The sequence below is a fragment of the Planococcus sp. SSTMD024 genome (assembly GCF_041320495.1).
Lineage (GTDB): Bacteria > Bacillota > Bacilli > Bacillales_A > Planococcaceae > Planococcus.
On record NZ_JBGGNS010000018.1, the window covers coordinates 1 to 13,106 of the forward strand.

10 protein-coding genes and 1 rRNA gene are annotated in these 13,106 nt (G+C 46.8%); 3 read left to right on the forward strand and 8 right to left on the reverse strand.

The window, feature by feature from the left end; genetic code table 11:
* Positions 1 to 78 (reverse strand): 16S ribosomal RNA (locus AB9R92_RS02905); the annotation flags it as partial.
* A 278-nt stretch (positions 79 to 356) separates the two neighbouring features.
* Positions 357 to 1,259, reverse strand: coding sequence for a DMT family transporter (locus tag AB9R92_RS02910; RefSeq protein ID WP_370668028.1), 903 nt, complete (start codon positions 1,257 to 1,259; stop codon positions 357 to 359).
* Positions 1,260 to 1,354: 95 nt separating this feature from the next.
* On the opposite strand from AB9R92_RS02910, the gene AB9R92_RS02915 reads away from it, so the two are divergent.
* Both AB9R92_RS02915 and AB9R92_RS02920 read left to right on the forward strand, forming a co-directional pair.
* Entirely contained in the window at positions 1,355 to 2,086 is a 732-nt protein-coding gene (locus AB9R92_RS02915; RefSeq protein ID WP_370668029.1) for an MgtC/SapB family protein, read from the forward strand.
* Positions 2,087 to 2,099: 13 nt separating this feature from the next.
* Entirely contained in the window at positions 2,100 to 3,089 is a 990-nt protein-coding gene (locus AB9R92_RS02920; RefSeq protein WP_370668030.1) for a cation diffusion facilitator family transporter, read from the forward strand.
* Positions 3,090 to 3,127: 38 nt separating this feature from the next.
* Here AB9R92_RS02920 and AB9R92_RS02925 read toward each other — a convergent pair whose 3' ends face one another.
* The 4 genes from AB9R92_RS02925 to pruA form a co-directional block, all read right to left on the reverse strand.
* A complete protein-coding gene (locus tag AB9R92_RS02925) occupies positions 3,128 to 4,291 on the reverse strand; it encodes an iron-containing alcohol dehydrogenase (RefSeq protein ID WP_370668031.1) in 1,164 nt (387 codons plus the stop codon).
* 110 nt (positions 4,292 to 4,401) lie between these two features.
* Positions 4,402 to 5,646, reverse strand: a complete 1,245-nt coding sequence (locus tag AB9R92_RS02930; protein ID WP_370668032.1) for a Glu/Leu/Phe/Val family dehydrogenase — start codon at positions 5,644 to 5,646, stop codon at positions 4,402 to 4,404.
* 81 nt (positions 5,647 to 5,727) lie between these two features.
* Positions 5,728 to 6,921 carry an ornithine--oxo-acid transaminase gene (locus tag AB9R92_RS02935; protein ID WP_370668033.1) on the reverse strand — a complete coding sequence of 398 codons (1,194 nt, stop codon included), beginning with the start codon at positions 6,919 to 6,921 and terminating at the stop codon, positions 5,728 to 5,730.
* Positions 6,922 to 7,074: 153 nt separating this feature from the next.
* Positions 7,075 to 8,619, reverse strand: a complete 1,545-nt coding sequence (pruA, locus tag AB9R92_RS02940; RefSeq protein ID WP_370668034.1) for an L-glutamate gamma-semialdehyde dehydrogenase — start codon at positions 8,617 to 8,619, stop codon at positions 7,075 to 7,077.
* A 139-nt stretch (positions 8,620 to 8,758) separates the two neighbouring features.
* Here pruA and AB9R92_RS02945 point away from each other — a divergent pair, with 139 nt between their 5' ends.
* A complete protein-coding gene (locus tag AB9R92_RS02945; RefSeq protein WP_370668035.1) occupies positions 8,759 to 10,069 on the forward strand; it encodes a sigma 54-interacting transcriptional regulator in 1,311 nt (436 codons plus the stop codon).
* Positions 10,070 to 10,095: 26 nt separating this feature from the next.
* Here AB9R92_RS02945 and yugI read toward each other — a convergent pair whose 3' ends face one another.
* Both yugI and AB9R92_RS02955 read right to left on the reverse strand, forming a co-directional pair.
* Positions 10,096 to 10,470, reverse strand: coding sequence for a S1 domain-containing post-transcriptional regulator GSP13 (gene yugI / locus AB9R92_RS02950; protein ID WP_112233499.1), 375 nt, complete (start codon positions 10,468 to 10,470; stop codon positions 10,096 to 10,098).
* An 86-nt stretch (positions 10,471 to 10,556) separates the two neighbouring features.
* Positions 10,557 to 13,052, reverse strand: coding sequence for a hypothetical protein (locus AB9R92_RS02955; protein WP_370668036.1), 2,496 nt, complete (start codon positions 13,050 to 13,052; stop codon positions 10,557 to 10,559).
* Positions 13,053 to 13,106: the final 54 nt, after the last annotated feature.

Here is a 13,106-nt window from a genome sequence, read left to right on the forward strand (position 1 = left end):
CCAACATCTCCGCTCGACTTGCATGTATTAGGCACGCCGCCAGCGTTCGTCCTGAGCCAGGATCAAACTCTCCATTATAGAGTAGTATTGATTGCTCAATAGTTGCTGGCGTATCGCCGTCCGAAGACGCGCGATTCGCTTTGATCTGCCGAAGCTGATCAGTAAGTTTGCCGCGATCACTCGCGGCTGTATTGTTGACGTTTTGCTGTTCAGTTTTCAAGGTTCATGTTGTGCGCCTTGTTTTGGCGACTTGATTACTATATCCTGTTTAAAACTCGATGTCAATACTATTTCGAAATATTTTTATCCGCTTGTTTCGAGGACATTTATTACTATATACCGGGCGCTTGAAAAAATCAAGCGCTTTTTCGAAAAAAGATTTTTCTAATTCTTTTATAATCAGTAACAAAAAATAACAACCCTGCAATCACAATGCTTCCACCAATAATTTGTGATTTACTAACGAGTTCTCCAAGTATAAAATATGCCAAAATTGCTGCACCAACTGGCTCAAATAGAATAGCAATGGAAATTACATTCGTGCTTACCCACTTCACTGCCCAATTAAATAACGTATGTCCAAGAAGATTAGGAATAAGAGCTAATAGAAGGAACCACATCCATTCTTCTTTAGGATAAGGTCCAAACGACTCTCCTTTTGCAATGATATAGAAAAATAGCGTTATAGTACTGAAACTATACACAATGAATGTATATGTTACTAAAGATAATCGCTTACGCACATCTTGACCGAATAATAAATATGCAGTAATCAGCGCACAAGCAATTAGCGCGAGAATGTCACCGAACAACGCACTTCCGCTTACTTGAAAGTCACCGTAAGCAATAACAACGCTCCCTGTTATCGCGACTACTCCAGATATTAAAGTTTTTGCAGAAAGGCGCTCCTTAAAAAAGAAGTATGTTCCTGCAAATGCAAAAAGAGGCTGTAATGTTACCAATACAGTGGAACTCGCTACAGATGTATAGTTGAGTGATTCAAACCAAAGAATAAAATGGAAAGCTAAAAAAATGCCAGCGATCGCTGAAAATACCCAATCCCTTCTATTTAGTTTCTTTATTTCGGGTAAATAGCTGTAAAGGAATACTGGGGACATTAATAGAATAGAAAATAACATCCGGTAAAAAGCTGTGACGCCAGCATCAGCTGAAGTCATCTTTACGAAGATTGCAGACATCGCTACAGAGATAACTCCGATAAGAATGGGTATATAAGGATGAATCATAGGTTTTTCCATTAAGCACCTCATGCTGCATTAATTTTAACATCACTTTACAGTTTGCCATTTGCAGGCTCTATATTCAACCGCGAAGTGAAATGGAGGTTGTGATCTTGGAATTTTTCAGCGCACTTGAAATCTCCTCATTCGAAACATTCATGAAATTATTGATCGCTGCCGTTTTAAGTTTAGTGATAGGGTTAGAAAGGGAATTAAAAAGGAAGCCTGTGGGGTTGAAGACAAGTATGGTCATTGCCACATTCAGTTGTTTATTGACCATTATTTCAATAGAATCGGCTTATATCGCAGAAGCCAGCAGCAACGATGGTGTAAATATTACAATGGATCCGCTCCGGCTTGCAGCACAAATTGTTTCAGGAATTGGATTTCTAGGCGCGGGAGTTATCTTGAAGCGCGGAAATGACTCCATTTCGGGATTAACGACGGCAGCGATGATTTGGGGATCAGGCGGAATCGGGATCGCAGTCGCCGCTGGCTTTTACATCGAAGCATTGACCGCGGTCTTGCTAGTTCTGATCGGGATTGAAGTGATTCCCCCTCTTCTTTTCCGTTTCGGTCCTAAACGTTTGAGACAAACAGAAGCGAGACTCACCGTATATGTTACCGGGGAGGATGCTATCAGTGAAGTTTTAGAAGAGCTTAAGCACAGTGGCATGACTATTGAAGACTTGTCCATTCTTCACCCTAAGCAGGAAAATGGAAATTTGCACCACAAACTTTCGATTCGCTTGTCTTACGCACAAGAAAAAGAAACCATCGAACTGTATAGCGAGATTTCTTCTATTAATTGCGTGAAGCAAGTGGATATCGAAATGATTAATTGAAGGAGGAATTTATTTGGGCGAATTTTTCGGATTGTTAAAGGGAGGAAATAAACCATCTCTTTATGCTGCATTAATCAATACGTTTATCGCAATTATGAAAGGCGTCGCCTTCACTTTTACCGGAAATGTCGCCATGTTTGCCGAAACGATGCACTCGATCGGGGATGCGGCGAACCAATACTTTGTTTTCATCGGCTCTGCCTTATCAAAAAAAGCTCCTACTAAACGTTTTCCTAATGGTTTTGGCCGTCTGCTGAATTTAGTATTGCTTGCAGCAGTTTTGATAGTTGGAATCATGGCTTACGAAACCATTCGTGAAGGCTGGCATCAGATGACCCATCCGATCGAAGCAGAAGGTTTTATAATCAGTGTTGTCGTACTGTCAATTGCCATTTTACTTGAGTTATTTGTTCTCTATAAAGCCGGTAAAGAAGTTCTACATGAAGCTGGCGTGAAAGGCGGCGCCCTTGCTCCCCTTACTACAAGTTTTACTCATTTAAACCGTGCAAAACCAGCTACAAAACTGGTGTTCTTAGAAGACTTAGTTGCAACTTCTGGCGGTGTCCTTGCATTAGTTGCTGTTTTGATTGCCCATTACACTGGATTCCTTCAAATTGAAGGCGCGGCATCGATCGCTATTGGTTTGATGATGTTCTACGTCGTTACCAAAATCTTTTTAGATAATGCACGTGGGGTCATCGGAGAAACTGATGAACAGATGGTCAACCATATTGCACATCTTCTTTCTGAGCGGCCTTCTGTCAAAGATATCCGTGAACTGGAAGTAGTCAAAGAGGGTGAATTTCTTCATGTTGAAACCTTGGTGGAGGTAGATCCTAACTTAACCGTCAAAGAAGCGGACGAGTTGCAGAACCGTTTGGCTGAACTTATTTTGAGCCAGCCTAGCGTGGACGATGTAATCGTATCACTCGATGCAGATGATGGCGAAAAACATTGGGTACATGTTAGTAAGCGCCCTGATTCATTGAAGAAACCCGAATAAAAAAACCCCGATGCATGATGCATCGGGGTTTTTTTATGTTATAGCGAAGCTTGTAGGATTTTCTCTACATCTTCCCCGTTCAATTTATTGAAGTTGCCGAATTCCCCGTAAACGAGTGTCTTGTCAACGATGTCCGAGAAACGGGAATCGTCGATATCGTAATCTTTCAGGCTGCTTGGAGCTCCAATTGATGTCCAGAATTCAACGAGACGGTCGATTCCTTCGTTTGCGATCTGTTCTTCGGATTTGTTTGATGGGTCGACGCCGAATACGCGAACAGCCATTTGCGCGAATCTTGACGGGTTGACCGGAACGTTATGGCGCATCCACTGAGGGAATAGGATCGCTAGGCCTCCTGCATGTGGAATATCATAAATCGCTGAGACCGCATGCTCAATATTGTGGGATGCCCAGTCTCCGTTGTAACCCATCTGCAAGAAGTTGTTGAGTCCCATAGTGCCGGCGAATAGAATGGTTTCACGGTGCTCGTAGCTTTCAAGGTCTTCCATTAGCTTTGGCGCTGTATCAATGACCGCACGCAATACGCCTTCGATCATTTGATCCTGCACTGGCGTGTTCGTTGCGTTGTGGTAATACTGCTCGAACATGTGCGACATCATGTCGACTACGCCATAAACTGTATGGTCTCGCGGTACCGATTTCGTGTACGTTGGGTCCAAAATGGAGAATTTCGGGAATGTCAACGGGCTGCCCCAGCCGTATTTTTCTTCTGTTTCTTCATTCGTGATGACAGAACCGGCGTTCATTTCAGAGCCCGTTGCCGCTAATGTTAATACTGTTCCGAATGGCAATACTTCTTCAGGCGCGGCTTTGCGTGTGACGAAATCCCATGCGTCGCCATCGTATTTTGCTCCGGCTGCGATGAGTTTTGTGCAATCGATGACAGAACCACCGCCAACTGCTAGCAACATATCGATGTTCTCCTGCTTGCAGATCTCAATCCCGCGTTTTGCTGTCGAAAGGCGCGGGTTTGGCTCTACGCCAGAAAGTTCATGGATTTCGACGCCCATTTCATTTAGCGTGGCCATAACTTCGTCGTAAAGGCCGTTTTTCTTGATGCTTCCTCCGCCGTAAACGACCAATACTTTTTTGCCATAGTTTGGAACCTCATTTTTTAATGCTTCCAATTGCCCTTTGCCAAAAATCAATTTGACTGGGTTATAAAATGAAAATGCGTTCATCTAATCTCCTCCTCCGAAATACGTTCAGTTTTCATTATGAATTTTCACTTCTCAAAAAGCAAAACATTGAGCACAAGAAAACCGCTCGGCCTCAGCCGAGCGGTTGGTTCTTATACCCATCCACGGAAGCGCGAGGCTTCTGCAGTTCTTCTTGCTCCGACCATATATGCAGCAAGGCGCATGTCGATATTCCGGTTCGTTGCTACATTGTATACGTTCTCAAAAGCTTCCACCAATTTCTTCTCGAGCTTCTCGTCGACTTCTTCCTGTGTCCAGTAATAACCTTGGTTATTCTGCACCCATTCGAAGTAAGACACTGTTACGCCACCAGAACTTGCGAGTACGTCAGGCACGAGCAAAATTCCGCGATCCGTCAGAATCTTCGTAGCCTCAGCTGTAGTTGGCCCATTTGCAGCTTCCACTACAATAGAAGCTTTAATATCATAGGCGTTTTCTTCTGTGATTTGGTTGGCGATTGCTGCTGGCACCAGGATATCACAGTCGATTTCGAACAATTCTTTATTGGTAATCGTATTATCGAAAAGTGTTGTGACTGTCCCGAAGCTGTCGCGACGGTCAAGAAGATAATCGATATCCAAGCCTTCTGGATCATGCAGAGCTCCATACGCATCCGAAATACCGACGACTTTTGCTCCTGCATCATGAAGGAATTTCGCCAAGAAACTTCCCGCGTTGCCGAATCCTTGAATTACGACGCGTGCACCTTTCATGTCAAGTCCGCGTTTTTTCGCCGCTTCATTAATCACGATCGTGACGCCTTGTGCAGTTGCTTTGTCGCGGCCTTGCGAGCCGCCAAGCACAATCGGCTTACCTGTAATGAATCCTGGTGAGTTGAATTCGTCAATCTTGCTGTATTCGTCGAACATCCAGGCCATGATTTGCGAGTTAGTAAATACATCCGGCGCAGGGATGTCCTTGTTCGGCCCGACAATCTGGCTGATGGCACGTACATAGCCACGGCTCAGCTTTTCGATTTCGTGCATGGACATTTCGCGCGGGTCGCAAATGATGCCGCCTTTACCGCCGCCATATGGCAAGTCTACGATTCCGCATTTCAATGTCATCCACATGGAAAGCGCGATAACCTCGTCGCGGTTCACATCAGGGTGAAAGCGAACTCCGCCCTTAGTTGGACCGACAGCATCGTTATGCTGCGCACGGAATCCCGTGAACACTTTGGTTTTCCCATCGTCCATTCGGATCGGGATACGCACTTCCAAGATCCGCATCGGTTCTTTCAGAAGTTCATACATCGAATCTTCGTATCCAAGTTTATCCAATGCAATTTTAATGACATCCTGCGTTGACGTCAACAAGTTCAAGTTTTCAGCCATTGTTTAGTTTCGCCTCTTTGTATTTTAGTAATTACTCGCATCTAGTGTAACATGGCATACTTCCATTTGCCACACCGATTGTTATTTTGTGAACACTTGGTGAATGCGCTCTAGTGCCCAATCTAGCTCTTCTTTCGTGATGATCAATGGCGGTGCAAAACGGATGACTGTGTCATGCGTTTCTTTGCACAAAAGCCCGAGTTCCTTCAGCTGTTCGCAGTAAGGACGCGCAGCTTCAGTCAATTCCATTCCGATAAACAAGCCGCGTCCACGGACTTCTTTGATTACAGGATGGTCGAGTTTTTTCAGTTCATCCATGAAGTAAGTGCCGAGTTCTTGCGAGCGTTCCGTGAGGTTTTCATCTTGGATGACTTGCATGGAAGCAATGGATACGGCGCACGCTAGCGGGTTGCCGCCGAAAGTGGAGCCGTGGGAACCTGGATTGAACACGCCGAGTACTTCATTATCTGCAACGACGCAAGAGATCGGGAATACTCCGCCGCCAAGTGCTTTGCCCAGAATGTACATATCCGGGTCTACGCCTTCCCATTCGCAAGCGAACATTTTGCCGGTACGTGCAAGGCCGCATTGGATTTCGTCAGCGATGAACAAAACGTTGTTTTCGCGGCAAAGTTCGCGCGCTGCTTTCAAGAAACCTTCTGGCGGCATGATAATGCCAGCTTCGCCTTGGATCGGTTCGATGAGGAAGGCTGCAGTGTTTGGCGTAATGGCATTTTTCAATGCGTCTAAATCGCCAAACGGTACGATGTTGATGCCAGGAAGCATCGGGCCGAAGCCTCTGCGGTATTCAGGGTCTGATGAAAGCGACACAGCTGTCATCGTCCGGCCATGGAAGTTGCCTTCGCAAGCAATGATTTCCGCTTTGTTCTCTTCGACGCCTTTTACGTCGTATGCCCAGCGGCGAGCGGCTTTGATAGCTGTTTCTACAGCTTCTGCTCCCGTGTTCATCGGCAAGGCCATTTCTTTGCCTGAAATTTTGCAGATCATTTCGTACCACGGCGCCAATTGGTCGTTATGGAAAGCTCGCGACGTGAGAGTCACGCGGTCGGCCTGGTCTTTCAACGCCTGGATGATTTTCGGATGGCGGTGGCCTTGGTTCACTGCGGAATAGGCAGAGAGCATGTCCATGAATTTGTTGCCTTCCGGATCTGTTACCCATACCCCTTCCGCTTTCGAGATGACGATTGGCAGTGGATGGTAGTTCTTTGCCCCGTACTGTTCTGTTTTTTCAATGATTGACTGTGTTTGTGTCATTCCAAATTCCTCCTTAAATTAAGGCGAGACCCGCTGAGCCTTAGAGACTAATGAAGTATCCCATCTAGCTGAATGCGCTTAACGGTACCTTTTTTAAAAAAAGGCAGACACGGAGTCTGCCTTTTGTGCATCATTATACCATTAAATGAATAATTAAAACATCTCAGAAGTTGTTTGTGCTTGCATGTGAAGAACCAAGTAGTCCGGCCCGCCTGCTTTTGAATCTGTACCGGACATGTTGAATCCGCCGAATGACTGATAACCTACGATTGCGCCTGTGCAGCCACGGTTGAAGTACAAGTTTCCGACGTGGAATTCGTCACGTGCATACTCGAGGTGCTCGCGGTTGTTGGTGATGACGCCACCAGTCAAGCCATATTCTGTGTTGTTGGCGATGTCAATCGCCTCTTTGAAGTCTTTTGCTTTCATCAAGCCGACAACCGGGCCGAAGATCTCTTCCTGCATGATGCGGGCTTGTGGATCCAAGTCAGCGAAAACCGTTGGGTTCACGAAGAATCCTGTTGAATCGTCGCCGTCTCCACCTGCAACTAGGCGGCCTTCGCCTTTGCCGATTTCGATGTAATCCATGATTTTCTTGAAGGAGTTTCCATCGATGACAGGGCCCATGAAGTTCGACTGGTCAACCGTGTTGCCGATCGTCAGTTCATTTGTCAATTCCACAACACGCTCAAGTACTTCGTCGTAGACATCTTCGACGATGACCGCACGTGATCCTGCAGAACATTTCTGGCCGCTGAAGCCGAAAGCAGATTTGACGATGGATTGTGCAGCAAGCTCGAGGTCTGCATTGTTGTCGACAACCATCGTGTTCTTCCCGCCCATTTCAGCGATCAAGCGTTTCATCCAGATTTGGCCTTCGTTTACTTTAGAAGAACGTTCTGCGATGCGCAAGCCGACTTCTTTTGAACCTGTAAATGAAATGAAGCGCGTGTTCGGGTGGTCGACCAAGTAGTCGCCGACTTCAGATCCCGGTCCTGGAATATAGTTGACGACGCCTTTAGGCATGCCCGCCTCTTCCAATACTTCGATGAATTTATAAGCGACAACTGGAGTTGTTGAAGCTGGCTTCAAGAGTACCGTGTTGCCTGCTACCATCGCTGCAACTGTCGTGCCCGCCATGATCGCGAATGCAAAGTTCCACGGAGAGATGACAACGCCGACGCCGAGCGGAATATAGTCGTAGCGGTTGTATTCGCCAGGGCGGCTTTCCATTGGCATGCCGTCTTTTAGGCGCAGCATTTGGCGGCCGTAGTATTCTAGGAAATCGATTGCTTCTGCAGTATCTGCATCTGCTTCATTCCATGGCTTGCCAGCTTCTTTTGTGAGTAGTGCCGAGAATTCGTGCTTGCGGCGGCGAATGATCGCTGCTGCTCTGAACAAGACATCAGCACGCACTTCAGGTTTCACTTTTTTCCATGTTTTGAATGCAGCGTCCGCTTCTTGCATGGCTTTTTCTGCGAGCTCTTTATTTGATTTGGAGACGCGCCCAACGATTTCTTCTTTATCCGCCGGATTGAATGAAACGATTTTGTCTTCAGTCGTTACGCGTTCTCCGCCGATGATCAACGGGTAATCCTGGCCGAGGTATCCTTCAACCGTTTTCAGGCCTTCCAAGTATGCATTGCGATTCTCCTCGATCGAGAAATCTGTGAATGGTTCATGTTTGTAGGGAATCATTGGGAATCCTCCTTATAATTGAGCGAGCGCAAAAAAAATTTGCACTCTTAATCTGTTTCCACTTATAATAATGCAAAAGATTATTGCGTTTTTCAAGTATTTTAATCTAAAAAGTCAAAATAATTTTGAGGTGATGGCCATGAACGATGCGCAAATAGACTTGGCCCCTTTTTACAAATTCGCTGGAGATCATGTGGCTGTAGGGATACACGCCATCGACAGCAAAGGGAAAACCATTTTATACAATCGCAAGATGCGGGAAATCGAAGGCTTCGATTTCCAGGAATTAACCGACCGGTCGCTTTTGGAGATGTTCCGTTTTGACCAAACACAGAGCACCTTGCTGCAAGTTCTGACGAGCGGCACGCCGATATTGAACATCAAGCAAACGTACTGGAACCGGAAAGGGCAAGAGATAACTACCATCAATGATAGTTATCCGGTTTTCGAAAAAGGTGTGCTAATCGGGGCAATCGAGCTCGCGCGGGATGTGACGACCTTGGAGCGGGTCATTTACCAACCATTGAAAAAGTACGAGGAACCGATTACGTTCGCGAGCTTGACCGCCGTATCCGCGAGCATGAAAAATATCATTGCCCGTGCAGAAAAAGCCGCAGCCGCGAAACTGCCGGTGTTATTGGTTGGTGAATCCGGTACCGGAAAAGAGCTGCTTGCAGAAGCCATCCATTCCGCCCATGCTTCCGAGCTTCCGATGCATATTTTGTATTGCCACGGCACCGATAGCCGTTTGATTGATGAATTGGATAAGGAAATCGAACGCATGCAGCACGGCACGATTTATTGTGAGCGCATCGACCTGTTGCCGCGCGCCTTGCAGATCCAATTGCTTGAAGTCGTCGAACGGCATGCGGCAGGCGATTGTTATTTTGTGGCAAGCGTCGGGGATGATCCGGTCGAATTGATTTCATCCAATACATTGGTGAAAGACTTGTATTATTTTTTCTCGGCGATGACCATCATAGTCGAGCCGCTGCGCCGCAGGAAAGAAGACATTCTGCCGTTTGTCGACGATTATTTCTCCCGTCACCGGATGAACGTCGGATCGGTCATTCGCTCCTTGTCGGATGAAGTGGAGAAGTTATTCCTCAGCTACGACTGGCCGGGGAACTTGAAAGAACTCGAATTGCTATTGGATGAAATCACATCACTCGTCACGACACAGGAAGTGGTGACGGCTTCTATGCTGCCGCATCATTTCAAGTTGAAAACGCAAAGCGGCTCATTGCAACCTGAAGATTTCCTGGTCCGCTCCGACAAGGATCTACTGCCGCTGGAAGAGTACTTGCAAGAAGCGGAAATGTATTATTTGGAAAAGGCGATGGACCTTTTTGGGGGTAATGTGACAAAAGCCGCCCAGGCACTCGGCATGAGCCGCCAGAACCTTCAATACCGGCTGCGGAAAATCAAAAAAAACGCCCAATCGACGTAATGTCGATTGGGCGTTTTACTGCTGTCTTATTGGCCAGAACGTTTGATCCATTCCTGCATTTTGTCTTTCAATGTGTTAAAGCCTTCAGAGTCGCTCTCGTTTACATGAGACTGAAGAGATTGACGCGGCTTTTCACTTTTTTGAGCTGCCGGCGGCTGTTCTTGCAAGGCACGGATCGACAAGCTGATTTTTTTCGATTTATCATCGACGTCCAATACTTTCACGTCTACTTCCTGTCCAACAGACAAGTATTCGCTGACTTCTTTCACATAACCGTGCGTGATTTCTGAAATGTGGACAAGTCCTTGTGTTTGGTCGTCGAGTGCAACGAATGCACCGTATGGCTGGATTCCTGTTACTTTGCCGGAGACTTTATCCCCTGCTTGATACGTTTTTGTCATAGTTAACCGCTCCTAGTCTTTATCTAAATTACTGTACACCTATTGGCATCTGTATATTATAGCACAGGTTGCGTATAAGAGTAAAATCAGTAACTAGGATACAACTCGAATCGCCAGCCATCGGGTGTTAAAGTCATCTCCAATTGCTCGTACCAGGATTCAGTCCCGTCTGTTTCATAACCGATTTGCAAATTGGCGTCCACTTGGCCGAAGATGTTCAAATCCGTCGCTGCAAACATCATGCTGGTCAAGTTTTCAAATCCAGCCGCTTGGTGGCTACCGGCAAAATTGCGCCAAAAATCCCTGTCCCTCTCTTCAATGCCGGGTTGGAGCAACTCATTGGCGACCGTTGTGTTTTCATTGTCGATTGCGTGCAGCAATGCATGAGCAACGACAAGCGGTGAGGTATCCGCAGGCAGTTTTTCATTGTTCGCGAGTGATTCATAAGCCTCAAAGCCCTCTTGCTGCAGCTCCGGGTTTGGGCCCTGCGAAAATTCCTGCTGCTCATATTGGACCAGCCATGTCTGGTCACGTTCAGTCACCAATGCCGGCTGAAGCGGATTGGACCGGTGGAATCCGATATCCTGCTCTTCATATGCCACTGCCGGCTGGATCATCAATTTTTTGGAGATGCGCTGCGTCATTTCTTGCTGGATTTCAACCCATAGTGCATTCTCCGACAGTTCAGGAATCTGCTCCCAATCAGCCATATACTGTTCCAGGCTTGGCTTGAGTTCGCTGTCCGCTAACAGATGATACATCGTTTCCGGATCTTTTTCGTGATTGGCGTAAAAATAAAGGAAGTAGATGTCCAAGGGCTGCACGCCGGCGAGCAATTTCATGTCATAGGATTGTTTGAAGTGCGCATACAGTTGCTTGACGCGATCGTAATCAAAATCCGCCAAGTCCACCAATTCCGATTCCACTTGAAAATCGCCGTTTGGCAAGGTTTCACTTAACGCTCCTTGCTGTGCCAACTTGAGAATCGCCAGGCTGTCTCCGTATTCCAAATTGTCCAGGGAATCGGATTGCTGCCAGCCGCTATCCTCCATTTCATCAATCACCGGCAGCAGGATCGCCGCTAGTGGATCGAAGGTGGTCAGCATTTTCCAAAGTTTGCGAATTTCAGGTTTGACCACACCGTCTGTATAAATTTCCTGTTCTGCACCTTTGGTGATCTGCCAGACGGTCTGCTCATACATGACTTCGATATCGGCTTTAAGTCCGCTTTCAGTCGGTTCTTCGACCAATAGGTAGATCATTTTGTAGAATTCTTGAGAGAGTTGGACTGGCTCCACCAGCCAGCCCTGCTCATCAAAATAGGGATAAAATGTAAAGAGTTCAATATACATACCCGCAAACGGATGCGTCTGGAATTGAGGAAGCCGCTGCAATGATTCGGTATCCTTGACCAATAAATGCATCCTGTCAGGATCCGCCAGACGGAAGCGCAGCCCGTATTCCCTCCAGGCGGCTAACAATTGTTCCAGTTCAGCTGATGCGCCCGGGATCTCTTCTATTAAAAGCTGCGGCTCGCCGTAATGAGCGGATGCCGCGGGCAATTGATCTTCGTTATTTTTTAAAATGTTTTCTGCAAAGGCCTGCAGTTCGTTTGTTTTCGCGAAATACAACACCATAAACCGGTCCATTTCATCGATTGGCATATGGCCCGATTTTGCCAAGGATTCGGCCATTCCTTTTGGCGTTTCAATCATCCAGATCAACTGTTCCATCTGTTGAGCGAAAAGTTCCGCATCGTCTTTGTGCTGCTGCAGATGGCTGCGGCTGAACAGCTTGTCTTTTGCTTGGTCCGCATCAGCGACGTAGGCAAACTCGGCAAATTCCCCTTCTTCCAACCCGAGGCGTTGTTTCGCATTTTCTCTCACCTCCGCATATTGCTGCTCCGTTTCATCTGCCATTTCCTGTGTCAGCTGACCTTCTGATGCTTCCGATGCAGCAGGCAGACGGAAGCTATCGAAGAAAAAAGAGCTTCCGACTACTCCTGCCAGCAAGGCAATCGATGCCGCGACAAGCCAAATGGCCGGCTTTTTCACTTTCTGGACTGGCTCTTTTTGCCGTTCGTCAGCTGATGCATTTTCTTCAATCGGCGCTTCCCTATCCGGAAGCTTGATCCGCTTAATGGATTTCTCCAGGAATTGCAGTCGCTGCGTTAGTTCTTGAGGGTCCTCTATGGATAATTTTTCTGCTAATTTATGCTTTGCGCTGTCTATTAGTTCCATTAGCTCCCGTTCATCAATGTGAAGCACCTGTGCCGCAAACGATAATTCATAGCCGTTGACCAAATACAGGACGACAGCCATTCGCTCACTAAGCGGTAACGATTGCAGCGCCAAGTGGCTTTCCCGGTCTTCCTGAAAACCAATTGCGCTTCCGTCGTTATGCAGAGCGGGATTCCGCGCCAATTCCGATGCAGCGGCGCGGTAAAGTCTCAACTCTCGATTGCCGCTTTTCCCTTCACTGTCGGCATGATCCTGGACACGCTTGAAAAACGAATTCGTTTTGTCAGCCGCCATGCCGTTCTGGTAGGCAAATCGCCTGAGTTCCTCCGCCAGCTGATTCATTTCCCGGTCTTCGTTTCGAATATTCCCGCTTACTGGATTGCTGTTTTTATCCAT